Origin of the sequence: Prochlorococcus sp. MIT 1306, assembly GCF_047304515.1 — a bacterium.
Lineage (GTDB): Bacteria > Cyanobacteriota > Cyanobacteriia > PCC-6307 > Cyanobiaceae > Prochlorococcus > Prochlorococcus marinus_D.
In genome coordinates this window covers 363,798-387,977 of the sequence record NZ_CP138959.1, presented here as the reverse complement: position 1 = coordinate 387,977, position 24,180 = coordinate 363,798, and the positions used below count along the sequence as shown (strand labels likewise).

Sequence of the window (24,180 nt, the reverse complement as noted above, 5' to 3'; positions counted from 1 at the left end):
TCTTTGTACGAGGAACGGCGCGTATGAACCGCTTCAAGCAACCCTGCTAGCCGCATCGCTGGCTTGCTGGGTCCATGAGTGGTGATTTCTTTGCTGATCTCAAGATGACTTCATGAGGCAAATATCCCCTGTTGCGTCACTGGCAAGAGATGTCCGATAAACAAAGTCATTGGCTAAGAATGACCAGCTTGCACGAAGGTGAATGGCCTGCTCCCACGCTGAGCTAAAGGAGGTTCTACGCCATGCCCTTTGACTGCTATAGATGCTGATCACAGGCGCAAGAATGCTGCTGAAGGCTTCCTGACTAAGTGAAATTCCCAAAAAGATTGTGAGCCGTCGCAATGGCCAAGCATCGACTGAGGAGCTTTCAGCGCAAAGCAATGGCAAAACTACTCAAGGCAAGAATGATCAGCAGGTAGAGTTGTCGTTTGGCTAGTTAACCCGGAGCTGGGATGACGGCGGATTCGAAAGACACCTCCATGAGCGAAGACAACACTGAAACGGCAACAGCAATTGAGAACAGCTCAGCCATGGTGACTGATGTAACAAGCAAAAGTGCCACAAAAGTCAGGCTCAGCGCTGACGCCCTGATCCAAGAGTTCGAGGCCACACAGCAGAAAAGTGATTTAAATGACATCTACGTGGGAGACACCGTCCGAGTAGGAGTACGCATCAGTGAAGGCAATAAGGAACGGATCCAGCCCTATGAGGGTGTTGTTATTGCAAAGCGCCACGGCGGAATTCATGCAACCATCACCGTGCGCAGGATCTTCCAAGGCATCGGTGTCGAGCGTGTTTTCATGCTGCATAGCCCTCAGGTGGCCTCCATCAAGGTGGAGCGGCGAGGTAAAGTGAGAAGAGCGAAGCTTTTCTATCTGCGGGAACGGGTGGGTAAGGCCACCCGCGTGAAGCAGCGCTTCGACCGCTGAGGTTTCGGCCTCGTTCAATCCAAATGCCATCACCTCTGTGATGGCCGACGGGTCCATCGCCTTGCGCCGTTAGTTCAGTTGGTAGAACGCAGGTCTCCAAAACCTGATGTCGGGGGTTCAAGTCCTCCACGGCGCGTCCGATGGCCCATCCTGCAGTTTCCTCGTTCCGAGAATGGAGTTAGATCTTCAACCTGGTGATGTCGTCAAAGTGCTCGAGTCAGCCGCTCTTGGTTGGGTTCGTGCACGCGTCATTCGAGTCAAATCTGGTGGTCGTGTGGTCGTGCAAAGCGATCAGGGACGCGAATTCACAGCCCGCGGGAACCAAGTACGCCTAATCGAACCCGCAGGATTCCGTCCCTAATCAGAGGGACAGTGATTCCAACCTTTCGATTTGCTCTCTATCTGAGTTCCTTACCTTCAACGCCACTAGGGATGTCTTTATTTCGACATCGAAAACAAGCGTCCCAAAAAGCAGATCCGAAGTCTTCAATTTCATTCGAATCGATCCATCCTCAAATGGATCACAAGACAAACGCCAGCGAGTTGACGGCAGGCAGGGCAGAGGTTGATACTTTCTTGGTCGCATAAGCGACACAGGTCAGCTTCCATGCGGCGAGCTCCCGACTGGACCTGAACTCATCTGGGACCGTAGTTCAATTGGTTAGAGCACCGCCCTGTCACGGCGGAAGTTGCGGGTTCGAACCCCGTCGGTCCCGTTCTTATTCCTAATCCTGAGAGTCATTGTGAAGGTGCGCGTTCGGCTGGCCCCGAGTCCAACAGGCACACTTCACATCGGCACGGCAAGAACGGCAGTTTTCAACTGGCTCTTTGCACGTCATCAGGGGGGAGAATTCCTCTTGCGCATCGAGGACACCGACAAAGAACGATCCAAGCCTGAATTCACGACCAACATCCTCGAAGGTCTGAAGTGGCTTGGCCTCAACTGGGATGAACAGCCCATCATTCAAAGCCAGCATGTGGATGACCATCGCGCAGCAATCCAAAAGCTGCTCGATCTTGACTTGGCCTACCGCTGCTACGCCAGCGAGACTGAACTGGAGGCCATGCGAGAAACACAAAAGGCCCAGGGCCAGGCCCCTCGCTACGACAACCGTCACCGAGATCTCAATCCCGAGCAAGAAGCCGCCTTCCAATCTGAAGGTAGAAGTGCCGTGGTGCGCTTCCGTATCGATGATGATGCGGCCATCAGTTGGAAGGATCTGGTGCGCGGTCCAATGCACTGGAGGGGATCAGATTTGGGCGGCGATATGGTGATCTCACGTCGGGCTCCAGCCAAGGAAATTGGCGACCCGCTCTATAACCTTGTGGTGGTGGTTGATGACGCCGCCATGAGTATCTCGCATGTGATCCGCGGCGAAGATCACATCGCAAACACGGCCAAACAACTGCTGATCTATGAGGCCCTTGGATTACCAATACCTCAATTCGCCCATACCCCGCTCATTCTCAATTCTGAAGGACGAAAACTCTCCAAGCGGGATGGAGTGACCTCGATCAGTGACTTCCAAGCCATGGGATACACAGCCGAAGCTATGGCCAACTACATGACCCTGTTGGGCTGGTCAGTCCCCGAAGGGACTGACGAAAGGTTCACTCTTCAGCAAGCTGCAACCGTCTTCAGTTTTGACCGAGTCAATAAAGCAGGAGCAAAGTTTGACTGGGACAAACTCAACTGGCTCAACTCTCAAGTGCTACATGACTTGCCTAAAGATCAACTGTTGCATGAACTCAAACCCTTGTGGTCTGAGGCTGGCTGGGCTCTGCCAGAAGAAAACTGGTGTTTGGATCTAGCCGAGCTGCTTGGTCCATCGCTGACACTGCTCAAGGATGGTGTCGATCAAGCCCGCCCTTTTTTCGAAGAACCAACGCTGCAAGCTGATGGCCTGGAACAACTTGCCATGGAAGGAGCCAAGGCAGGCCTTAGCAATCTTCTCGATCAACTGGATAGCACTTCCTGGGACGGTTTTGATGTCAAGCAAGCACAACAACTGCTAACGAATGCTGCTCAGGCTGCCAACGTCAAAAAAGGTGTGATCATGAAAAGCCTCAGGGCTGCGCTTCTAGGCCGCCTGCAAGGGCCAGACCTAATCACAACATGGGGATTACTGGCCAGGATCGGGCAAGACTTGAACAGGCTGCGTCGTTGTCTCTGAGCAGTCGTCTTCGTTTGAATCTTCAGGAGCGATTAAACCCAGGGCCTTGGCCAGCGGCTGGGCCGTGAGGCCTTGAATGCCAACCGTCATCAGGATGGTGAGAAAGACCAAACCTTGCAACCGACCAGCTCCTAAAATCCCAGCCTGCTCAAGGCGAATCGCAAACAAAGAGGCCACTGCGGCCGTAACAATCCCACGTGGTGCAAGCCAACCAAGAAACAATCGCTGCCTGAAATCAAGAGGCAAGGCAATCGTCGCCAGGCTGACAGCAACAGGACGCACAACCAACATCAGTACGAGCACACAACTGACCCCCCCCCAGCCAAGCGGACTTAGCTCACCCCAAGAGACATCAGCAGCCAAAAGGGGAAATAACATTGTGATGGCAAGACGGGCCAGCTCCCGGATCAACTCATCGAGCTGATCGGATTGAGTAACAGGCCTGCGACCGACCACCACCCCCGCTGCTACAGAAGCCGGCAAGCCCGACTCCGGCAACAACCATTCACAAACTGCGTACAAGAGGAACAACACACCCAAGGTGAGCTGCAACCTCAGCCCTACCGAAGGGTCCGGTTTTAAACGTCGCAATCCCTCTGACAGAAGCCAACCAGCAGCAGCCCCCATCAACACTCCTCCACCCAGGCGGGCCAGCAGCCCGAAGGCAACCTCCCGCCAACCATGCAAATCGCCCAGCAATAACTCCAGCAAAAGCAAGGCCAGCACAGCACCCACTGGCTCAAGCACCAATCCCTCTGCCTCAAGGACATCCCCCAGAGGAGAAGCTAAACGGATCTGCTGCACCAACGGGGTCACAACAGTCGGACCAGTAGCCAGCACGATGGCGCTGTAAACCGCTGCCACTGACCAACCCAAACCAGCCAGCCAATGCGCCGCCAACAGACCCGCGGCCAGTGAAATCACTAGTCGGATCAGCAAGATTCGCAGCACAGTTGACTTGATGGTGTCGCCAGGGAGGCGCAGATTGAGACCCCCGTCAAAGAGCACAAGGCTCACCAGCAGACCAACGATCGTCTCAAGTCCTTGACCAAGATCCAGCGGTTCAACCAAACCAAGGCCCGATCGACCAATCAGCAGGCCAGATAGCAACAACAGCACCACACCAGGAAGGCCAGAGAGAGCAGACAAAAGCCGAGCTCCGGCACCTGCAAAGACGGTGATCCCCCAAAGCAGGCCTAACCGCTCAGGTGTCATCGAGGGCTGCGAACTGAGGTTCCACTCTCACACCGATCACAGCCTCTGGACGCACCACCAGATACTCGCCATCGAGCTCGCTAAGCGGTACGTTCACGAACCCCCCACTGCCTGAAGCGTTGACGATTCCCTGATACCACTGCTGAAACGTCTCAAGAGTAGGAAAATGAACCTCTTCGGTCTGCCCCCCGGAGAGATGGAGATACACCGCATAGCGGCGTGGGGTGCGTGTCATCAGTGAACCGTAATGCCAAGGTCCATCGACTCAGGATGGCCGATAGTTGCCCCAATTGCCCAATTGAATGGTCGAAGGACCTCTTTGCCAGGCATGTAAAGGGGATGGCAGGGTTGCCCCTCACGCGTCAAACCAAGCGAGAGAGGGCCGCGAGCATCAGGAATGTTCCTGATGCGGTTCTGGCGATGAGGCTCCAACAAAGCCTGGACGGCAAGATCACGTCGACGCCAAGCTCCACCGCACCCCCAACCAAACCAAAGGTCCCAATTAGGGCTCTCAGACCACTGGCATGCCCGAGTCAAAAGCTGATCATCATTTACATCACCAATCGGATCAGCACAGTGCCTAAGCAGCGCTGGGGATTGACTGATCCGCGCAAATAGATTCACAACAAGAAGGTGTCCATAACCCCAGGAGCGGCAAAACCCCAGCAACCGCCGCAAGGTTGGATCATCCTCTGACGCTGTAGCCGTGGAGGGATTCAAGCCAATGAAAAGCAACGTGCGCTCGCATTGCCCAAGGCTGCGCTTCAACCACCAGCGGTAGTGACCGCAAGAACTAAAGGCAGCCTCAGACGCCCAGGAATGCACAACTTGCCTCAAGAATGCGACCGCTGGCCTTGCCGTCGCCGAAGGGATTGACAGCACGTGCCATCGCCTCGTAGGCGCTTGAATCATCAAGCAAGGAAGCTGTCTCAGTCACGATCATCTCCGGATCGGTACCAACCAGCTTGGCCGTACCCGCTTCAACGGCCTCTGGTCGTTCGGTGGTCCGTCTCAAAACCAAAACTGGCTTACCCAGCGCAGGAGCTTCTTCTTGGAGCCCACCAGAATCTGTGAGCAGAAGCGTGCAGGCCCTCATCGCAGCAACCAAACTGTCGTAATCGAGAGGCTCGGTGAGTACCACCCTCGGATGGTTCCCCAAAAGTACCTGCATTGGTTCTCGCACGGTTGGATTGCGATGCAAAGGCAGAAGTAAAGCCGTGTCGGGATGAAGGTCAAGAACCCTTCTCATGCCCTCGGCAATGTCTTGAAGCCGATCTCCCCAATTCTCCCGTCGATGCACGGTGGCCAAAATGACGCGCTGATGCGCCCAATCGAGACCATCAAATTCGATAGGCGGCGCCTGCTCAGCCATCAACAAAAGAGCATCAATCACTGTGTTGCCCGTAACAAAGATCTGACCAACAACCCCTGAACTGGTCAAATTGGCCTGAGAGCGAGGCGTTGGAGCGAAGTGAAGCTGGGAGATCTGAGAAATCAGGCGCCGGTTTGCCTCTTCAGGGAACGGATCCAACAAGTTGTCTGTGCGCAAACCAGCCTCAACATGACCAACCGGAATCTGCTCATAAAAAGCAGCAAGGGCAGCTGCAAATGCTGTGGTGGTATCTCCCTGGACAAGCACCAGCTGGGGAGGGTAGGCCTTGAATTCATCCTTGAGGCCTTGCAATGCTGCACAGGTGACGTGAGTGAGGGTCTGCAGAGGGGCCATCAGATCGAGATCATGATTGGCTGAAAGACCAAATAGATCCATGACCTGAGCAACCATCTCGCGGTGCTGGCCAGTAAGCACAACTCGAGTCGTCAAAGCGTCACAGGCCTGAAACGCCTGGATAACCGGTGCCAACTTGATCGCCTCTGGACGGGTGCCCAGCACGATCGTGACGCGGGGCAAGCCAGCCATAACAGAAGCAATCTTGAACGGATCCTAAGAGTGCTTGCTGATCACCAAAAGTGCGCACGGACTTGCCAAGAGCTTCGCCGCGACGAAGCTGAAGAGAGCGGCCACCATCCCCCCTCGTGAGTCAACCGGTCTTTCCGCCCAACTTCCCCCCTCAAGCACCAAAGTCAGCCTCTCAGTCGGCGGCACCGATACCAACATCATCTACAAAGGGATTAACTCCATTCGCTGAAGCCAATCCTGGGGTCTCTCCCAACTTGGAGGAGATCGTACGGATCGCCTATCAAAAAGGTCATTCCGATGTACACCTAGGCGTTGGAGAAGTGCCTCGTTTCCGAGACCGCGGCGAAATGCAAAGCACAGATTGGCCTGTAACCGATCCAGAAAGATTTCAGGGTTGGTTGCAAGAGATCCTCTGCGCAAATCAGATCGATGAGTTCTTTAGAAGCAAAGAATTCGACGGCTCCCATGCCTTTCCCTTCGCAAGAGTCCGGATCAACCTGCTGGATTCCCTCACAGGGCCAGCGATGGTGCTTCGCATCATTCCCCAAACAATTCTCACCCTTGAGCAACTGCAACTCCCTGATGTCCTGAAGGGTCTCTCATCCAAGCCGAAAGGACTTGTCTTGGTGACCGGCTCAACCGGGTCAGGGAAAAGCACCACCCTGGCGGCCATGATCGACTGGATCAATAGAAATCAACCCCGCCACATCCTCACCATCGAGGATCCTGTGGAGTTTGTACACAAGAGCAAGCAATCCCTCGTCAAACATCGAGAACTGGGGAAACACACCCTGAAGTTCCACAACGCCCTGAAAGCAGCCCTACGAGAAGACCCAGATGTGATCCTGATCGGTGAGATCCGTAATCAAGAAACTCTGGCCACTGCGATTGAGGCCTCCCAAACGGGGCACCTGGTGTTCGGCACTCTGCATACCAACTCGGCAGTCAAGACAATTGAGCGAGTCCTGGGCATGTATGCCCCAGAAGATCAAGAGAGCATGCGTCGCTCCCTTTCAGAATCACTGCTGGGGGTTATTGCCCAAGGATTGATCCGCACCACCGACAACAAGCGAGCTGCCTACCACGACATCCTGATTAATACCGATGCTTGCAAGGACTACATCCAAAGAGGAGCACTTGAGGATGTTGAGGAGATCATGGAACGCAGCAGCTTTGATGGCATGATCACAGCCAATCAATCATTGCTGAAGCTTGTGGATACTGGCCGAGTAGAGCCTGAGATGGCAGTCGCCGCAAGCTTTAAGCCCAACGAACTAGCCCAAAGCATTCGTGGGCGGAATTGAACAACACCTAATTCAGCCAGGCTCTGCAGTCAGCAGGTATCACTAAACGGAACAACAACAACACGCTGATCCCAATAATCAATCCCGCCATTGCCATACGACCATTCCAGATCTCGGCCTGGGGCGTGAAGCCTCGTCGCCAAGCGTTTAGCTCTTCACTACTGACAGGTTCCGCAGAGGTGTTGGAATCAAGTGGAGATTCAGAAGCCATCGCTGCATAGCAGACAAGGTCAAGATAATTCGCTTCTTCAAAATGGGGGAGGTGAAAGGTACAAATCCTCGGTTTTGTCCAATGGCCATCGAGCTGCCACTCCCAACTCAAGAGAGCTGCCACTAACCCCAGACACCAAGCGCTGCAGGGCCGCTGCTCCAATCATCGCGGCATTATCCGTGCAGTATCGAAGCGGTGCCGAGTGCACTTCAATCCCCTGTTCTTGTCCACATTTCCTCATCAGTTCTCTTAGGCGGCGGTTAGCAGCGACTCCTCCAACCATCACCACAGTTTTTAGGCCCTGATCATTGGCGCAGAGCAAGCTGCGCTCGACCAAAACATCTGCAACCACTTGCTCAAAACTTGCAGCAAGATCTGCGCGGGGCAGATCTTCACCAGCCTCTGAAAGATCCTGAACCAGGCGCAGCATGGCGGTCTTCAATCCGCTGAACGAGAAATCGTAGGGATGAAATCCACCACCAGGCTTAGAGACCCGTCCTTTTGGCAAAGAAAATCTGCCAGAGTCGCCAGTCGCCGCAAGCGCCTGAATAGCGGGGCCACCTGGATAGGCCAAGCCAAGCAGACGACCAACTTTATCAAAGGCCTCTCCAGCAGCATCATCATGGCTACGTCCAAGACGCACCATCTCACTCTCTGCCCCAACCCGAATCAACTCAGTGTGTCCCCCGCTCACAAGCAGCACCAGATAAGGAGGGCGTGGAGGATGCTCCGCCAAGCGCACTGAAGCCAAATGCCCCTCCAGGTGATGAATGCCAAAAAAAGGCAGCGCATGGAGAGCAGCCAAAGATCGACCTGTCACCGATCCCACCATCAGTGCTCCTGCCAACCCAGGGGTCACCGTTGCCGCCACAGCATCAAAGCGAGCCATCGACTGTCCCGCCTCCTGCAAAACCTCCTCCACAAGATGAGGCAGAGCCTCCACATGCAAACGAGAGGCCACTTCCGGCACCACGCCTCCCCACTGGGCATGTTTCTCAACCTGAGAAGCAATTCGGCTAGCGATAACCTGCAAACACCCGTTAGTTAGATGTAGGACTGCGGCAGCCGACTCGTCACAACTTGTTTCGAGGGCAAGCACCGTCGGCATGGTTGTGGGAAGCCTCATTTACATTTTACTTGTGACATCCTGCCGTTCCGGAGCAGGTCTTACAGGAATCGAAACCGATGCGTCGTCTCTTCGCCGTTGTGCTCTCGGCTCTGCTGGTTCTCGGCTTTGCACCCGTTGCTAAAGCTGACATAGCTGGCCTAACCCCTTGCGCTGAGAATGCCCGTTTTCAGCAGCGAGCCAGTGCTGCAGACACTCCACAGGCCATTGCCCGCTTTGACCGCTACAGCAAATCCTTGTGCGGTGATGACGGACTCCCACACGCTCTAATCCCAGCGCCAGTTGAGCCGTTTGCGATGTCCTTTATTCGCGGCCATGAAGGCGAAATCATGATCCCAGGGGTGATTTTCATCTACATCGCTGGAATCATCGGTTGGGCTGGTCGTTCTTATCTCCAGGCCATCAAAGCCAAAGGCCACAAAGCAGCCTTAGACAATGAGATCCATCTTGATATAACCCTGGCTTTCAATTGCATGCTGAGAGCTTCCGCCTGGCCGTGGCTCGCTCATATTGAAGGCCAAAATGGCAGCCTCCGTGAGAGCGACGACAAGATCACAGTTTCACCACGCTGAGCAATATTCTCCTCTTAACAACCACCCCATCTCCCCTTTATCAAGATGAGAAAATTCTTCGAAAGCTGGCCAATGGCTGCCGTTCTCTGGGTATGGCTCACAGCGGGAATCATCGTTGAATTCAACCGCTTCTACCCAGATCTTCTCTTCCACCCAATGGGTCTTTGAAGAGCTGAAGAGCATCAACAACTACAGCCAAGGAACAAATTAGCTTCTTGGCTAAACCCCTTCAAAAAGCCCTCTAAAGGGGCTTTTTTTATTGGCCTATGTTGTCAAATAACGCTTTAAGGTCAGGGAAAAGTCTTCGCATCAACAGCTCAGACCCATCAAAGACTCCAGCTCATTCACAGCAACCTGCAGGTTGTCATTAATCACCACTGCATCAAACTCCTGCTGAGCCATCAGTTCCTCCCTCGCCCTAGCTAAACGTCGCTGAATTGCCTCTTCAGGATCAGTGGCGCGTCCGCGAATGCGTCGTTCAAGCTCCTCAAAACTGGGCGGTGCCAAAAAAATCTGAAAAGCTTCAGGGAAACTGCTCCGCACCTGTCGGGCCCCTTCCAGTTCAATCTCAAGCAAAACCGGACGGCCTAATGAAAGCTGCTGCTCAACAGGTTGGCGTGGGGTGCCATAGAGATTGCCTGCAAATTCAGCCCATTCAAGACAACCGCCAGCTTGAACCAGTTCTGCAAAGCGATCACGGTTCAAGAAGAAGTAATGATCACCCTCAATCTCGCCTTGCCTCGCTTCACGCGTTGTCGCCGAAATAGACAGCCAGATCTCTGGATGGAGCTCTAGGAGTTGCTTCACCAACGAACCCTTACCAACGCCACTGGGCCCAGTAATCACCGTGAGCTTTCCTTCAGCGGCGGATGGAGCCATTGATTGCATTGCATTGAATCGGATCGCAGAGTAGGAAGGCTGCGTGCAATCCAGGTCCCGACTGAATCGATGGCCCCTGCTGCCCTCCAGGTCATGGACCTCTCAAGCTTGCGCGCTGTACTTAGCGAGCTCCGCAAGGAGGTGCTGCCAAGCCGCTTCGAAAAGGTCCAACAACCAGAACCTCATACCCTCCAACTCGGGCTGCGCACACTCAAAGGTCTTGTGTGGCTTGAACTCAGCTGGCGTGCTGATTGTCCCCGATTGGTCAAGATCACCCCTCCCCCCCGCCTAGGCAGCGGCAGCACTTTGTCCCAGCAGATTCAACATGGCCTTCGACAGATGGCGCTCATTGAACTGAAACAGAAAGGATTTGATCGCGTGGTGGAGTGCGGCCTCGCCCACCGCCCTGGCGAACCTATCGAGCGCACTCTGGTGCTGGAACTGATGGGACGCCACAGCAACCTGCTTCTGCTTGATCGTCAACGCCAGGTGATCACCCTTGGACGCCAGGTACGCAACCATCAATCAAGAGTGAGACCAATCGGAACTGCAGACATCTATGTCGCTCCACCGCCGATGCAAGGCAGAGAACCAAGCTCAAAGGAATCCCTAAAACGCTGGAAAGACATTCTCTGCCTTGTGCCAACCAAGCTGCGTAGCGCTCTGCAGCAGTGTTACCAAGGCATCAGTCCTGCACTCGCTTTGCAGCTGGTTGACGACGATGCAAAAAAAGCACATGCCCTGCTGGAGCTTTCAGTACTTGAGATCACCGACGAGCAATGGCAACACCTTTACCACCGCTGGAGTCGATGGCTGGACTGCCTTGAGAAAGAGCGCTTCACGATGAGGTTTGACGGTCCAAGCAGTTACCGCGTCTGGGCCTGTGACAACTCAACCTCCTCCTCCTCCTTCACCGATGGGCTCAGCCTCACTCTCGGGAGTTATTACCGAAGGCATCTTGAAACCCAGTCACTCAATCAACTAGCCGAAGACCTCCAGAAAAGACTGTGTCAGTGGCGACAACGAGAGGAGCAGGCCCTTGGCGAACAACAGGGTCGACTCAACGAAACCAGTCAAAGCAATTCTCTTCAACAACAAGCCGACGCCATGCTTTGCCTGCCTTCGCCGAGCAAGGATCTGATCAACCAAACCCAAAAGCTCTACCGAAAAGCTCAAAAATTCCGCCGCTCAGTGCCCGTGCTGAAAACACGCATTGAACATCACCAGCAAAGGCTGCAGCTGATCCAAGGCAGTGAAATGTTTCTGGAAGATCTGCTTGGAACCAGCTGGGAAGGACGGCGAGAACGGTCGATAAGGCTGCAGGAGTTGCGGCAGGAGCTGGACGAGTTGCTGATCTCTCAATCCCGCAATCGCCAGAAGCGGGGCCGTCGCAATCAACAACCCCCAAGCCCCCTCGAACTGACCAGTCCTGGTGGACTCGTCGTTCAGGTTGGTCGCAACCACCGCCAAAACGATTGGATCAGCCTTCGCCAAGCTCGCCCTGGTGATCTTTGGTTTCATGCCCAGGAATGTCCAGGCAGCCATGTCGTTCTCAAGGCCTCCAATGGCCAGGCTGAGGAGGCCGACCTGCAACTAGCTGCAGACCTGGCCGCTCACTTCAGTCGTGCAAGAGGCAATCAACGTGTACCCGTGGTGATGGTGCCCACAAGCAGCCTGCAGCGAATCCCAGGAGCAGGCCCAGGGACCGTGCGCTACCGGGACGGAAACCTTTGCTGGGCTGAACCAGATCGAGGGCTTCAACACCTCTCTGCCTCAGAACTCTTAGTCTGATGAAAACCAAGCGGCGCCTGTTCTGACCAGTCCCGATCAGCCCACAGGTTCGGTTCTTCCACCCCCTGCCCCGATTCACGTCGAGCAGGGAATCAAGCACACCGAACCACCCCACGACGTGGAAATGCCTCTGGTTGATCACCTGGAGGAATTACGGCAACGGGTGCTGCGCAGTCTGCTTGCTGTTGTTTTAGCGGCAGGTGCCTGCCTGCTCATGGTGAAGCCGCTCGTACGGCTGTTGGAAGCTCCGGCTGGATCCATTCACTTTCTTCAGCTGGCCCCAGGAGAGTTTCTATTCGTCTCAATCAAGGTGGCAGGCTACGCAGGCTTAACACTTGCACTGCCCTATGTGCTCTATCAAGGGCTTGGATTTGTATTGCCTGGCCTCACTCAACGGGAACGACGTCTGATCGCTCCAGCAGTCGCTGGATCAGCGATCTTGTTTCTAGCCGGCCTTGCCTTCGCCTGGTGGGCCCTAGCACCAGCAGCTCTGAAGTTTCTGGTGAGTTATGGCGCCGATGTAGTCGAACCACTGTGGTCAATTGAGAGGTATCTCGATTTTGTGCTTCTGCTGATGCTGGCTACCGGCCTAGCCTTTCAGCTACCTGTGCTCCAGTTGATATTAGGAATTCTGGGGTTATTGCACTGGCAACCAATGTTGAGTGCCTGGCGATGGGTCGTGCTTGGTGCCGCCTTGGCTGGAGCTGTATTGACCCCATCCACTGATCCAATCACCATGCTGCTGCTGGCTGGAGCCATTACAGCCCTTTTCCTGATTGGAGTAGGCCTAGTGGCGCTAACTGATCAATTCAGGCCAGACATGCCTGCAAGCGAAAGCGACCAGCCTCCTACAGCCACAAATTGAGAAGCTTGATCTTTCGGTTGTGCGAGCCAGCAATTCCCAGACGACATCTACCAAGCCCAGTCGAATGACCGCCTAAAGCGCCTCGCCGAGATGATTGCGATAAGCCTGTTGATCCAGAACATAAAGATTGCTGCTCAAATACGCCCAGATCACCTGCAAGTACAGACTCTGGCGGCACACCAGCAAGTGCATGGATTAGGAAGCTTGCCGACAATTCCTTAAGCAAGCAATTCCCTATCCGAGCTCTAGAGGCAACAGAGCATCGTCAAGGATTAGCCAAAGCACAGAATGATGCGACGATTGCACTGAAAAGCCCAGTCTTTGCAAAGCGTGACGGGCCCTTCACAGTCCATAATGGTCTCCATTCTGCGCAGATCGAACATCCGTCATGACACAAATGACCTCGAGTGATGTGCCCGGGATGGGTCGTCGGCAGTTCATGAACCTGCTCACTTTCGGGTCAGTGACTGGCGTTGCGCTTGGATCCCTCTATCCAGTTGTGAAGTACTTCATTCCACCTCGTGCCTCCGGGAGCGGAGGTGGCACGAGCGCCAAGGATGAACTTGGCAATTCGGTCACAGCAAGCGGCTGGCTTGCGAACCATTCAGATGGTGACCGCAGCCTTGTCCAAGGGCTGAAAGGTGATCCCACCTACCTGATTGTTGAAGGCGATGATGCCATTGGCAGTTACGGAATCAACGCGATCTGCACCCACCTCGGCTGCGTGGTGCCTTGGAACAGCGGGGTCAATAAATTCGTCTGCCCGTGTCACGGCAGCCAATACAACTCCACTGGAAAGGTCGTAAGGGGGCCGGCACCCCTCTCTCTCGCATTGGCCAACATCGCTGTCGAGAACGACAACGTCTTTGTAAGCCAATGGACCGAGACAGACTTCCGCACGGGCGAGAAGCCCTGGTGGACCTGAATCTGACAACCAAACGCACCATCGTCGTTCCAGCTCTCCTATCCCCTCGCATCATGCGTCGCCTCATCCCCATCCTTCTCGGCTCACTGGTTCTTAGTTTGTCGATTCTTGTTGCTCCAGCTGCTAGCTGGGCCTATCCCTTCTGGGCTCAACAGAACTACGACAACCCCCGAGAAGCTACTGGCAAGATCGTCTGTGCGAACTGTCATCTGGCCCAAAAAACCACTCAGGCAGAAGTACCTCAATCAGTACTACCCGACAGCGTCTTCAAAGCAGTGGTGAAAATCCCCTACAAGAAAGACACAACAGAGATCAGCTCCGATGGCAGTGATGTGCCCCTCCAGGTGGGTGCCGTTGTCATGCTTCCTGATGGATTCAAGCTGGCCCCACAGGATCGCTGGAGCGAAGAGATAAAAGAAGAAACCAAAGGAGTCTTCTTCACTCAATACAGCGAAGAGAAGGAGAACATCCTCCTTGTTGGCCCGCTTCCTGGTGACAACAACAAAGAGATTGTTTTCCCAATACTTTCACCTGATCCTGCGACTGACAGCAGTATTCAATTCGGCAAATACTCCATCCACGTTGGAGGCAACCGTGGGCGAGGCCAAATATTGCCTACTGGTGAAAAAACCAATAACAACGCTTTCACAGCAACTGAAGCTGGCACGATTACATCTATTAAGGCTGGTAAAAATGGGGAAAGCGACATCAAGCTCAAAACTGACAGCGGAAAAGTCATCAGTGAAACCATTCCAGCTGGTCCAAGCCTGCTAGTAAAAGTAGATGACAAAGTAGAGGCTGGTGCCCCCTTAACTAGCGACCCAAATAGTGGTGGCTTCGGACAACTCGATACCGAGGTTGTGCTCCAGAATCCAGTGCGAATCTATGGACTCTTGGCATTCTTTGTAGCAGTTTCTCTCGCTCAAATCTTACTTGTATTGAAGAAGAAGCAAGTCGAAAAAGTTCAGGCAGCTGAGGGGATCTGATCCCCATTCATCTCAACTCAATGGACGCATTCATCGCGACCTTTACCTCTCCAGGGCCCGAGCTCTTTCAGCTCGGGCCCTTTGCCTTGCGGTGGTATGGATTGCTGATTGCCATCGCCGTACTGATCGGCCTCAATCTGTCCAGCAGCCTGGCCCGTAAACGAGGCCTTGAACAGGGCTTGATCAGTGATCTGCTGCCCATTCTCGTATTAACTTCCGTTGTTGGAGCACGCATCTACTACGTCGCATTTGAGTGGAGGAACTACAGCGGAGACAATTTTTGGAGCTCGATCAATATCTTTGGACTCGCCATACCAATCCCAAGTGCCGTGGAAATTTGGGGTGGAGGAATCGCTATTCATGGGGCACTGCTTGCTGGCACCCTTGCAGTGTTGATCTTCTGCCGTTGGCGTCGCCAAGCCTTCTGGGATGTTCTTGATGTGCTTGTCCCATCCATTGCCCTTGGCCAGGCAATTGGACGCTGGGGAAATTTTTTCAATAACGAAGCTTTCGGTGTTCCAATCAAGGGCGACCTTGCTTGGAAATTGTTCATCCCATTCGTGAATCGTCCACTTAATTATGCCAATAACGAGTTTTTCCATCCCACATTCCTCTACGAATCAATTTGGAATCTTCTAGTCTTCACACTGCTAATTGTTCTTTTTCAACGCAGCAACAAAGGGCTACTTAAACTCCCCGCCGGTGCGTTGAGCTGCATCTACCTGATCACTTACAGCCTAGGCAGAGTTTGGATCGAAGCACTTCGAACTGATCCCCTCTGCCTAGGCGCTTTACCACCTTCCTGTGAAGGAGGCCTGCGTATTGCCCAGCTGATGAGTTTGGCGATGATGGCAGTTGGAGGTTTTGGCCTCTGGTGGCTCTATGGTCGCAAACGAAAGCTACCGGACCCTGGTAGGCCTAGGTCATTCGCTTGATGAGCAGAATCTCCATCGTTGGTGCAGGTCCAGGCGCGACTGATCTGCTAACCCTGCGTGCCGCAGAACATCTCAAGCAGGCTGAGGTCCTTGTATGGACCGATTCACTGGTTTCACCAGATATTGCAGCATTGGCACCTGAGTCCTGTGAACGAATCCGCACCAGCTCAATGACCCTCGAGGAAGTTCTTCCGCTGCTGGTGAACAGGGCGCAAGCAGGCAAGCGGGTGGTCCGTCTTCACGACGGAGACCCCTGCCTTTATGGAGCCCTTTCGGAACAGATCTGTGGCCTTGCTGACGCAGGCATTGAAGTAGAAGTTGTGCCGGGTCTGAGTGCTTACCAAGCGACGGCCGCAGCCCTAAAAGCTGAACTCACCATCCCAGGCCTTGTCCAAACCATTGTTCTCAGCAGAGCAGGGGGACGCACCGGTGTTCCCGAGCGCGAAAACCTCCAACACCTGGCATCAATTGGAGCCTCTTTATGCCTCTACCTCAGTGCACGCCATGTGGAGGAAGTACAAGCCACACTGCTGCAGCACTATTCAGCTGAAACACCAGTAGCTATCGGCTACAGGGTGAGCTGGCCCGATCAATGGTTAAGCGTGGTGCCTTTGAAGCAAATGGCTACGACCTCCCGTGAACACGAGCTGATTCGCACCACCCTTTATGTCGTCAGTCCGGCCCTAGCTGCAGGACGCCAACGTTCGAAGCTGTATTCTCCAGACCACAAGCATCTCTTTCGCCAAAAGGGCTAAAGAGAGTGTTTTAAAATCCAGTAGTGCGGGCGATTAGCACAGTGGTAGCGCACTTCCTTCACACGGAAGGGGTCGTGGGTTCGAATCCCGCATCGCCCATAAGTTTTAATGCCAAGCATTTGCTTGATCTGCTCATCATCAAAACCAGGTGATCCCATATACATGGGAACAAATGATGCCTGACAAGCTCAGTGCTTCCAACTAAGGTCAAATGCATGCAGGTCAACACTCCTCTTCCTTAATGCCGGAGCACCCTCAGGACTTCTTGAGTGACCAATCCCACTCAGAGCAACTCTCCACACCATTGATTCAAGTTGGCGCGTTGCTTAGAGAAGCCCGCGAAAAACGGGGGTTTTCAATAGCAGAAATTGCGGGAAGTCTTCGAATAGGCAAAGAGCAACTAATAGCCCTGGAGAATGGAAACAAAGACCTACTACCTGAGCCGGTTTTTATTAGAGCCATGGTGCGCCGGGTCGCCGAGCGACTCAACCTCGATGCGACTGCCCTTGTGCAGCAAATTCAGGTCATCATTCCATCAAGCTCCGAAGCCCTACGCCAATCAAAGAGCAAAGCTTCTCGTCCAAACCTAAAAGTGATACCTGCATTGGCCTTTTTGGGAGGGTTGATTGGATTGACTGCAGCAGGACTAGCCATCACCTATTACAGCAATCCCAACACCTTTAGCCACATCCAAAGAAGCATCAACAACGCAATCATTTCAATCAACAACACTGCTGAAGGCATGATCTTTGGGTCTTCAACTCGTTCAAATGATGTGAAGGAAGATGAGCCTAAGGACACGGAGCCAACCTCTCTGCCTGCATATGCAACACCTACCCAAAATCTGCCATCAACATCTCCATCAGGGCTAAAAAAACCAAATAATAATAATCAACCAGCTTCAACTGAACAGCAAAAGACGCAGCCAGGTCCCAACCCCAACCCCCAACAGTGAAACTGAGATTATTTTTGGAGGCACCCTTTGCGAGCCCTTATCTATCCACTAGAGGAAGACCTAGAAATCTATACAGGGCATCCTGATCTGATTCATGTAACTCATAATCGAAAACCACCTACTGCTCTGGGCACAATAGAAAGATCCGCTGGCATCAATTAACCAACAACAACCTAATGCTGAACCAAGTTCATTCCTCAACGACAACTTTCATGGTTACGCCACTTGCTTCTTTCACAACCGAAGCACAGCTCTTCAAGCTCCATTGTTCAAGGCTGAGGTTCTGATTCAATCCTTCCGGCACGAGTTCAAAGACGACCTGATCATCTTCAGCGGACTCCACTCTGATTGCAGCCACCACTGGCTCAGGACGGCGATCAATGGCTGCTGCTAATCGCAGCAACAAAGCCATCTCGGCAACGAGACGACGATGCTCCCGGGTGGCTAAAGCCTGCCATTCCAGATGACGCTTCTTGGGAAGACTGCGGCGGTGATAGCGCGCAATAGCCGCAACCATCAAATGCTCCGCTTCCGAATAGCCGAGCAACTCGCCATGACGAATCAGATACCAGGAATGCTTGTGATAAGCACTGAGATTGATGTGCTGACCACAGGCATGCAACATTGCCGATGCCCAAAGCAGATCCCGTCCACCTCCATCATCGTGATGAAGAACACCATGTGTGTGGTCGTAAAGGCTGAGTGCATGGCTGGCTACACGCTCTGCACGGCGGTGATTCACTGCAAAACGCTGCACCTGATGAATCACGGTGCGCTGACGAATACTGCTCTGAAAACTAAAGCGATCCTCCAGTAGGCCATGTCGCAGCATCCAGTCAACGATCAAACCCTCCCTCAGAGCCCTTTCACTCAGCACCAGTTCATCAGCAGCGAGCATCTGCATGGCGGTTTGAAGAATCAGCGCACCCGGAACGATGATTTCGGAACGGCGATCATTAATCGGCGTCTGGATGCGACGCTGCTCAGGCGTCATCGCTATCAGCTTCTCAACCAGGCCATCAAGCCGCTGCCGTGAGAATCGATAGCCATGCAATCTCAACGGAGGGCGATCGTCTTCGCTAGCCAACAAAGCACCGATGGCCATGGCGGTTCCACTGGTGGCAACCATCACAGGGCTCTCCCCAGGCTTGATGCGACGGCAGACCTTATCAACAGCTGGCTCTAAAGAACCCTGGATAAATGTCTGCAAAAAGGAACGCCGTTGAGGGGGGATTGGTTCATGCTTAACAAAATCCCTCTGTAGCCGCACTGCACCAACCCGCGTGCTTGTCAGAGCCCGAGCATCGCGACCATCCGCGAGGATGAGCTCTGTGGAACCGCCACCGATATCGAGCAAAAGATGGGGACACTCCCCAAAAGGCATGCCAGACAAAACACCCAAATAGATCAGTCGTGCTTCCTCAGCACCGCTCAACAGATCCACCTCAAGGCCGAGCTGATCCTGAATCCGTTGCAAAAAATCCCGCCCATTTGAAGCTTCACGTACTGCGCTAGTCGCCGACGCAACCACCTGCTCCACCTGATGGCTGGCGGCTAGCTCCTTAAAACGTTTGAGTGTTTCAAATACCCGCTCCATAGCAGGCCCCGTGAGCTCTCCAGAGTCAGGGTCTCGCTCACCCAGTCTTGTGGTTGATTTCTCTGCAAGATCAACGCTGAAGGTGTGCAGAAAAGGATCAACCGACGCCACCAAGAGATGGGTGGAATTGGTTCCAATATCAATCGCGGCAACGTTGCGGAGCTCTCGCTCAGAACGGAGCTGACCAGCACTGGAGTACCTGGCCTCCTCCTGCTCGACATCAACCACACCGAAAGGCAATGGCTCGACACCTGGCATGAAGTACAGGAGCCTGGAACGAGACCACTTTGCCATCAGCCAACGATGTCTGGAGGTCCCTCCCTAGGGTTCTTCAAACCCAGAAACCCGTGACCAGCAGATCCGTCTCCAATGGCTTAAGGCAATGGCTAGAGCTGCTGCGATGGCACAAACCCAGTGGTCGGCTCATCCTTCTCGTGCCAGCAGGTTGGAGCCTTTGGCTCACTCCGGATGCACCTCCTTTCGCAGGGCTTGTGAGTCTGATCGTCGTTGGAGGTCTGATGGTGAGCGGCGCCGGTTGCATTGCCAATGATCTCTGGGATCGACGCATTGATCGCCAGGTGGAGCGCACGAGGGAACGGCCACTAGCGCGGGGCAGCATTCGAATTTCCACTGCTGTGGGCTTATTGATTGTGTTGTTGCTGCTCAGTCTTTTGGTCGTGGTCTCCCTGCCAACGCCAAGCCAGGGCCTATGCCTTGCTCTAGCCATCCTGGCCTTGCCACCAATCCTGCTCTACCCCTCGGCCAAGCGCTGGTTTGCCTATCCACAAGCGGTGCTTGCCCTCTGCTGGGGGTTTGCCGTACTGATCCCCTGGGCAGCAAGCCAGGCCAATCTCAACGGAGGCTGGCCACTGCTGGGCTGCTGGTTGGCCACTCTGATGTGGACGTTCGGCTTTGACACGGTTTACGCCATGGCGGATCGTCGTGACGACGCCAACCTGGCCTTAAAAAGCAGTGCTTTGAGCTTGGGGAGCCATGCACTTAAAACTGTCGCGTTTAGTTATGCACTGGCCTGCACCTTTCTGGCTAGTGCAGCAATGAGCGCAGGAGTGGGCTGGGCCTTTTGGCCCTTCTGGCTCATCGCCAGCATCGGCATGCAAAAGGAAACGTGGGCCCTGCGAGGTTCCAATCAACCAATGACGACCTACGGGCAACACTTTCAACATCAAGTTCTACTAGGCGCGATGTTGCTGCTCGGCTTGATCCTGGGACGTATCAGCTGAATCATGGTGCAGCTCCGATCTGACCTACTCACACCAGCGCTTCAACGTGGCGACGAGGTGATCACAGTGGCTACGAGTTCAGCGCTGGAGGATGAGCAATCACTGCTCGAAGGCCTCAAAGTCCTTGAAGAGTGGGGATTAGTCTGCCGGTCTCAGCAAGTGAGTGAACGCCGCTGGGGCTACCTAGCGGGAAATGATGCCAGCCGCCAGCGCGATCTAAATCCTGAGTCCCCTGCTGCTCTGCTGGCTTGTGCTCGTGGCGGCTGGGGAGCTGCACGTTTACTGGAACACAAGCAAACCTGGCAACCAGGCTGGCTCATGGGGTTTTCAGATGTCACCGCCCTGCTCTGGGCACGCTTGGCGGCCGGGTTCGACGGCTGCGTGCATGGCCCCTTACTCACCACACTTGCCAAGGAACCAGCCTGGAGCCAAGCCCGGCTGCATGATCTTCTCTTCGGCGAACACATCCCAGACCTTGAAGGGCAGCCCTGGATGGGTGGAGTGGCAAGCGGGCCATTGTTGGTCGCCAATCTCACTGTGGCCTCCCATTTGCTAGGGAGTAGCCATGTCCCCGATCTCAATGGTGCAATCTTGATTCTGGAAGATGTTGAAGAAGCGCCCTATCGCATCGACCGCATGCTGACCCACTGGCGCCTCGCAGGCCTACTACAAAGACTGGCCGGCCTCGGATTCGGCAGCTTTGAGGGGTGTGAAGCACCAGAACAGAAGCCTGGGCATCAAACCTTCCATCTTGAGGAAGTATTAAAAGAACGCAGTGTTGACCTCGGAATTCCTGTGGTCGGCCAACTCCCAGTTGGTCATTGCTGCGGCAATGCTGCATTACCGCTTGGACGACAAGCCCAGCTTGACGGCAGCCATGGCCGGCTCAGTTTGCTGAGCTAAACAAAGCTATTTCAGCGAAATAATCAAGACAATAAACATCTGCAATTAGTCGAATGCCATTAATACTCAAGCCTAAAAAATAAGAACATCGGCATTAAACTTTTAATTAAAAGAAGAGGAGGCCTAACGGATATCACCAACCAAATTATCAACCGCTAATCATAAAGCGCTATCCCAATTGAGCTTTCAATGAATCACACAAGGGCATCATTCTCTACTCCCCAAATTGCCTGAAGAGCAGCAATATCGGTATCAGAAAACCAGTAGTCCCACCCATCAGGGCTAATGTTGTATGACATCACGGTGTCATCTGTATTCCAGTTCCCATTAAATGGATCGTTATTAGGATGAGAAAGACCAAGGGCATGCCCAATCTCATGAACTATAGTATTTGCATCCATCTCACTCAATGAAGAGAGCCCATCGGTATCCCTCCAGAGAACATCCCACCACGCTCCACCACCACCGGCCAATCTTCCACCCCTAGGGACAACCTGCCCTAACATCGGCTGATCTCCCCAAGCGCTAACGTAGTTAACTGAATAAAAATCTATCTCTGTACCGTAATTTGTATATCGCCTTCTAAAGTCTAGATCGATTAGAGGGTCAAGCCTATTGAAGACATACTGAATGAAAGCTATATCTGTAGTCGAATGACCAACACTGTGAATTGCAGTATCAATCCAACCATCAGCATTCCCTAGATAGTCCCAGCCGAATGACTTATCTATATAGTAATCTAGGGTTTCATCACCATCATTTAAAAGTGCATCAATTGTGTGATCATATAAATGAAATCCAGGCAGTCCAGGGATTTCAGACAGAAGCCCATCAGCAGAAAGCCTCCTTGCTAGAGGCATGCAAGTAGTGCAACTACAACTTCCCTCGGGAAGTCCATCCACCTCAGCCAGAAGCGAATCTACTAGAAGAGTCATTTTTTCTTTCCAACAACTTAGGTCATTGGCTAACCCTAGACATTAGCTCATTTCTTATAATGATATCGCCAGCAGCAGGCCAGCCCCGAAGCTACATGAATGTGCACAATCTCTTTCGCCTGGTAATTATTACCTACAGGAATATCTCGAGAGGGTTGGCCAGATCAAACTATAAAAGGAATTAATTCCCCTAGAGCGGTGGCGACTTTTGCTTTCATCCTTCACCGCTATCCAGAGATTCACTCAACCTCTTTAAAAACGCAGTGACCTTTTTCAATGCCAGCAATGAGTTTGAGCACAAGAATCAAGAACATATCCATTTTCTCTGCAAGTAGAACAAACAACTGTCACAAAGAAGGACACCCGCGTTGGATATCCTCAAGTCCAGGACAGATTTTCAGGGTTGCAACCTCCTCGAACTCCTGATCTAGATCTAACCAAACAAAAACAAGGCCTCAACAAACAAAATCAATGTTCCTTTTGTTCACGCAGCTCCTAAGAGAACCAACCTCTTGCCTATGCTGCTGGAAGGTTCATCCTACGCAGTTTTTGCTTTTTCTTTGTTTGACCCAAACTAATGGCCCCCTGCTCCCACCACTAGCCCGCCCCCCACGATTTTTACTAATTCGACAAGTGTCAATTATTCGTTTGTCATTGGATTGAAGTGTCTTTGTACGACAAAAAACCCTTCTCTCGAATCAATGGCTAATGCGATGACCTCTTTCAGGCGCCTCAGTGAGGTTGATCACTCCGAAATAACAGTGCTTTCAGACGGATCTCCATCACACCGAGATCTGCTGCACTTGAATTGAATGCTTACAAGGCCACTCATGTTCTGGGATATTTTGGTTGCATCCACTAGGTCGAATCAACTACAAATATTGATCTCTCCAGGCCAACAAAAACTTCCTTGGGATTAGGATGTAAGACTCAATCAAATACCAGAAGAGTGGCATAAAGTTGCCATCAAATCCCTTAGAGCCAATGGCGTTAGAAATGGTAATCTTCAGTTCAGATTTTGTTGGTTAACGAAAGAGATATAGACATTTGTTAGAGGTGAGAAATTGATTGCTTTTACAATGACAAGGAGCTTAGATCAAGTGATAAACCAACCCATTGAACAGCTAGCTGAGCAATTAAAAGTTTTTGCAGTTTTAATCTGTCTCAAGGCAATAAAAGCAAAATCATTGACAGCAAATCCAATATTGCAGCCATCGGCTATTGATCACAAACAGATTCCTATTTTGCTCTTAGTGCAATCACTGCCTCGGCCACCGTGAGGTCAAACGGTGTAGTCACCTTGATATTGGCAGGGCTGGCCTCCAACACCTGCACCGGCCATCCCAGACGTTCATAAAGCGAGGCATCGTCAGTCACTGTCCAACCCTTGGCCTGAGCCTCAGCATGACCTTGCTTGAGCTGCTCCACAGCAAAGCCCTGCGGAGTCTGGGCTGCCCAAAGTTCCGCACGATCCGGTGTGCCCGTAATGATCCCTTGACCATCAACGCGCTTGATCGTGTCTGTAACAGGAGTTGCCGCAATCACAGCTTCGCCAGCCACCACCGCCTCAGCGCAGCGATTGATCAAAGCCGCTTCAGCTAAACATCGAGCCCCATCATGAATAAGAACATGCTGCGCAACTGAAGGCAACGCCTGTAATCCACGCTCTACGGATTCCTGCCTTGTGCTGCCCCCCTCAATCCAAACAACGGGTTTGGCTGCCTCAGCCAACAACTCCATGATCATTGCTCGGTCCACAGGTTGGCCAACAATGCCAACCCAAGTGATCGAATCGGCTTCCATCACCGCATCAATCGTCCAGGCAAGAACAGGGCGTCCTGCCAGAGGCAAAAGCAATTTGTTGCGATCCGCTCCCATACGGCTTCCGCTTCCTGCAGCGACAATCAACAGATGCATATGCGCCTCCTGCCGCAAGCAGGCTGAAACCTCCTCCATACAATCAG

25 protein-coding genes and 3 tRNA genes are annotated in these 24,180 nt (G+C 53.1%); 18 read left to right on the top strand and 10 right to left on the bottom strand.

What is annotated here, in order from left to right; genetic code table 11:
• Positions 1–452: 452 nt before the first annotated feature.
• From rplS to gltX, 5 genes are all read left to right on the top strand, one after another.
• Complete coding sequence (gene rplS, locus SIB74_RS02015) at positions 453–929, top strand: 50S ribosomal protein L19 (RefSeq protein WP_063396193.1); 477 nt, start codon at positions 453–455, stop codon at positions 927–929.
• Positions 930–992: 63 nt separating this feature from the next.
• Positions 993–1,065: transfer RNA gene (locus tag SIB74_RS02010), tRNA-Trp, on the top strand.
• 36 nt (positions 1,066–1,101) lie between these two features.
• Complete coding sequence (locus SIB74_RS02005; protein ID WP_006043540.1) at positions 1,102–1,290, top strand: hyperconserved protein Hcp; 189 nt, start codon at positions 1,102–1,104, stop codon at positions 1,288–1,290.
• A 281-nt stretch (positions 1,291–1,571) separates the two neighbouring features.
• A tRNA-Asp gene (locus tag SIB74_RS02000) sits at positions 1,572–1,645 on the top strand.
• A 27-nt stretch (positions 1,646–1,672) separates the two neighbouring features.
• Positions 1,673–3,103 (top strand): glutamate--tRNA ligase, encoded by a 1,431-nt coding sequence (gene gltX / locus SIB74_RS01995; RefSeq protein ID WP_063396194.1) that lies wholly within the window; start codon positions 1,673–1,675, stop codon positions 3,101–3,103.
• Here gltX and SIB74_RS01990 read toward each other — a convergent pair.
• From SIB74_RS01990 to wecB, 4 genes are read right to left on the bottom strand one after another with little or no spacing between them, the layout of a single operon-like run.
• A complete protein-coding gene (locus SIB74_RS01990; RefSeq protein ID WP_063396195.1) occupies positions 3,053–4,318 on the bottom strand; it encodes a cation:proton antiporter in 1,266 nt (421 codons plus the stop codon). The genes gltX and SIB74_RS01990 overlap by 51 nt on opposite strands.
• Positions 4,308–4,553, bottom strand: a complete 246-nt coding sequence (locus SIB74_RS01985; RefSeq protein WP_011130678.1) for a hypothetical protein — start codon at positions 4,551–4,553, stop codon at positions 4,308–4,310. The genes SIB74_RS01990 and SIB74_RS01985 overlap by 11 nt, the downstream gene beginning before the upstream one ends.
• Positions 4,553–5,200, bottom strand: a complete 648-nt coding sequence (locus tag SIB74_RS01980; RefSeq protein WP_063396196.1) for a DUF1643 domain-containing protein — start codon at positions 5,198–5,200, stop codon at positions 4,553–4,555. Before SIB74_RS01980 ends, SIB74_RS01985 begins: the two co-directional genes overlap by 1 nt.
• Positions 5,124–6,236, bottom strand: coding sequence for a non-hydrolyzing UDP-N-acetylglucosamine 2-epimerase (wecB, locus tag SIB74_RS01975; protein WP_063396197.1), 1,113 nt, complete (start codon positions 6,234–6,236; stop codon positions 5,124–5,126). The genes SIB74_RS01980 and wecB overlap by 77 nt, the downstream gene beginning before the upstream one ends.
• 116 nt (positions 6,237–6,352) lie before the next feature.
• Here wecB and SIB74_RS01970 point away from each other — a divergent pair, with 116 nt between their 5' ends.
• Positions 6,353–7,540, top strand: a complete 1,188-nt coding sequence (locus tag SIB74_RS01970; RefSeq protein WP_063396198.1) for a type IV pilus twitching motility protein PilT — start codon at positions 6,353–6,355, stop codon at positions 7,538–7,540.
• A 7-nt stretch (positions 7,541–7,547) separates the two neighbouring features.
• Here SIB74_RS01970 and SIB74_RS01965 read toward each other — a convergent pair whose 3' ends face one another.
• Together SIB74_RS01965 and tsaD are read right to left on the bottom strand one after the other, a co-directional pair.
• Positions 7,548–7,751, bottom strand: a complete 204-nt coding sequence (locus tag SIB74_RS01965; RefSeq protein ID WP_036914977.1) for a high light inducible protein — start codon at positions 7,749–7,751, stop codon at positions 7,548–7,550.
• 37 nt (positions 7,752–7,788) lie between these two features.
• Entirely contained in the window at positions 7,789–8,859 is a 1,071-nt protein-coding gene (gene tsaD, locus SIB74_RS01960; protein WP_063396408.1) for a tRNA (adenosine(37)-N6)-threonylcarbamoyltransferase complex transferase subunit TsaD, read from the bottom strand.
• 77 nt (positions 8,860–8,936) lie between these two features.
• Between tsaD and SIB74_RS01955 the strand changes: the two genes are divergently transcribed.
• Positions 8,937–9,449: a photosystem I PsaF protein (subunit III) gene (locus SIB74_RS01955; protein WP_011130684.1), complete on the top strand. Its 513-nt coding sequence runs from the start codon at positions 8,937–8,939 to the stop codon at positions 9,447–9,449.
• Between the two features lie 45 nt (positions 9,450–9,494).
• On the top strand, positions 9,495–9,617 hold the full coding sequence (psaJ, locus tag SIB74_RS01950; RefSeq protein WP_011130685.1) for a photosystem I reaction center subunit IX: 123 nt from the start codon (positions 9,495–9,497) through the stop codon (positions 9,615–9,617).
• A 141-nt stretch (positions 9,618–9,758) separates the two neighbouring features.
• On the opposite strand, the gene gmk is transcribed toward psaJ, so the two are convergent.
• Positions 9,759–10,328 carry a guanylate kinase gene (gene gmk, locus SIB74_RS01945; RefSeq protein ID WP_063396409.1) on the bottom strand — a complete coding sequence of 190 codons (570 nt, stop codon included), beginning with the start codon at positions 10,326–10,328 and terminating at the stop codon, positions 9,759–9,761.
• Positions 10,329–10,397: 69 nt separating this feature from the next.
• On the opposite strand from gmk, the gene SIB74_RS01940 reads away from it, so the two are divergent.
• The 8 genes from SIB74_RS01940 (at position 10,398) to SIB74_RS01905 (ending at position 17,540) form a co-directional block, all read left to right on the top strand.
• Positions 10,398–12,119, top strand: coding sequence for an NFACT RNA binding domain-containing protein (locus tag SIB74_RS01940; RefSeq protein WP_063396410.1), 1,722 nt, complete (start codon positions 10,398–10,400; stop codon positions 12,117–12,119).
• A 124-nt stretch (positions 12,120–12,243) separates the two neighbouring features.
• Positions 12,244–12,984 carry a twin-arginine translocase subunit TatC gene (tatC, locus tag SIB74_RS01935; RefSeq protein ID WP_071818080.1) on the top strand — a complete coding sequence of 247 codons (741 nt, stop codon included), beginning with the start codon at positions 12,244–12,246 and terminating at the stop codon, positions 12,982–12,984.
• Positions 12,985–13,372: 388 nt separating this feature from the next.
• Positions 13,373–13,909: a cytochrome b6-f complex iron-sulfur subunit gene (petC, locus tag SIB74_RS01930; RefSeq protein WP_011825335.1), complete on the top strand. Its 537-nt coding sequence runs from the start codon at positions 13,373–13,375 to the stop codon at positions 13,907–13,909.
• 53 nt (positions 13,910–13,962) lie between these two features.
• Positions 13,963–14,895, top strand: a complete 933-nt coding sequence (petA, locus tag SIB74_RS01925; RefSeq protein ID WP_063396411.1) for a cytochrome f — start codon at positions 13,963–13,965, stop codon at positions 14,893–14,895.
• A 20-nt stretch (positions 14,896–14,915) separates the two neighbouring features.
• Complete coding sequence (gene lgt / locus SIB74_RS01920) at positions 14,916–15,830, top strand: prolipoprotein diacylglyceryl transferase (RefSeq protein ID WP_063396200.1); 915 nt, start codon at positions 14,916–14,918, stop codon at positions 15,828–15,830.
• Positions 15,830–16,585, top strand: a complete 756-nt coding sequence (gene cobM / locus SIB74_RS01915) for a precorrin-4 C(11)-methyltransferase (protein WP_063396201.1) — start codon at positions 15,830–15,832, stop codon at positions 16,583–16,585. The genes lgt and cobM overlap by 1 nt, the downstream gene beginning before the upstream one ends.
• A 27-nt stretch (positions 16,586–16,612) precedes the next feature.
• Positions 16,613–16,684 (top strand) — tRNA-Val (locus tag SIB74_RS01910).
• A 142-nt stretch (positions 16,685–16,826) separates the two neighbouring features.
• Entirely contained in the window at positions 16,827–17,540 is a 714-nt protein-coding gene (locus SIB74_RS01905; RefSeq protein ID WP_063396202.1) for a helix-turn-helix domain-containing protein, read from the top strand.
• A gap of 190 nt (positions 17,541–17,730) precedes the next feature.
• Here the strand turns inward: SIB74_RS01905 and SIB74_RS01900 are convergent, their stop codons facing one another.
• Positions 17,731–19,431: a Ppx/GppA phosphatase family protein gene (locus SIB74_RS01900; RefSeq protein WP_082818492.1), complete on the bottom strand. Its 1,701-nt coding sequence runs from the start codon at positions 19,429–19,431 to the stop codon at positions 17,731–17,733.
• Positions 19,432–19,484: 53 nt separating this feature from the next.
• On the opposite strand from SIB74_RS01900, the gene SIB74_RS01895 reads away from it, so the two are divergent.
• Together SIB74_RS01895 and SIB74_RS01890 are read left to right on the top strand one after the other, a co-directional pair.
• Positions 19,485–20,378 carry a 4-hydroxybenzoate polyprenyltransferase gene (locus tag SIB74_RS01895; RefSeq protein ID WP_063396204.1) on the top strand — a complete coding sequence of 298 codons (894 nt, stop codon included), beginning with the start codon at positions 19,485–19,487 and terminating at the stop codon, positions 20,376–20,378.
• A 3-nt stretch (positions 20,379–20,381) separates the two neighbouring features.
• The gene (locus SIB74_RS01890; protein WP_063396205.1) at positions 20,382–21,281 is read left to right on the top strand and encodes a S66 peptidase family protein; all 900 of its coding nucleotides are present in this window, start codon (positions 20,382–20,384) and stop codon (positions 21,279–21,281) included.
• A gap of 194 nt (positions 21,282–21,475) precedes the next feature.
• Here the strand turns inward: SIB74_RS01890 and SIB74_RS01885 are convergent, their stop codons facing one another.
• Together SIB74_RS01885 and ispD are read right to left on the bottom strand one after the other, a co-directional pair.
• The gene (locus SIB74_RS01885) at positions 21,476–22,141 is read right to left on the bottom strand and encodes a hypothetical protein (protein WP_156486132.1); all 666 of its coding nucleotides are present in this window, start codon (positions 22,139–22,141) and stop codon (positions 21,476–21,478) included.
• A 1,314-nt stretch (positions 22,142–23,455) separates the two neighbouring features.
• Positions 23,456–24,133, bottom strand: a complete 678-nt coding sequence (gene ispD, locus SIB74_RS01880) for a 2-C-methyl-D-erythritol 4-phosphate cytidylyltransferase (RefSeq protein ID WP_063396412.1) — start codon at positions 24,131–24,133, stop codon at positions 23,456–23,458.
• Between the last annotated feature and the right edge of the window lie 47 nt (positions 24,134–24,180).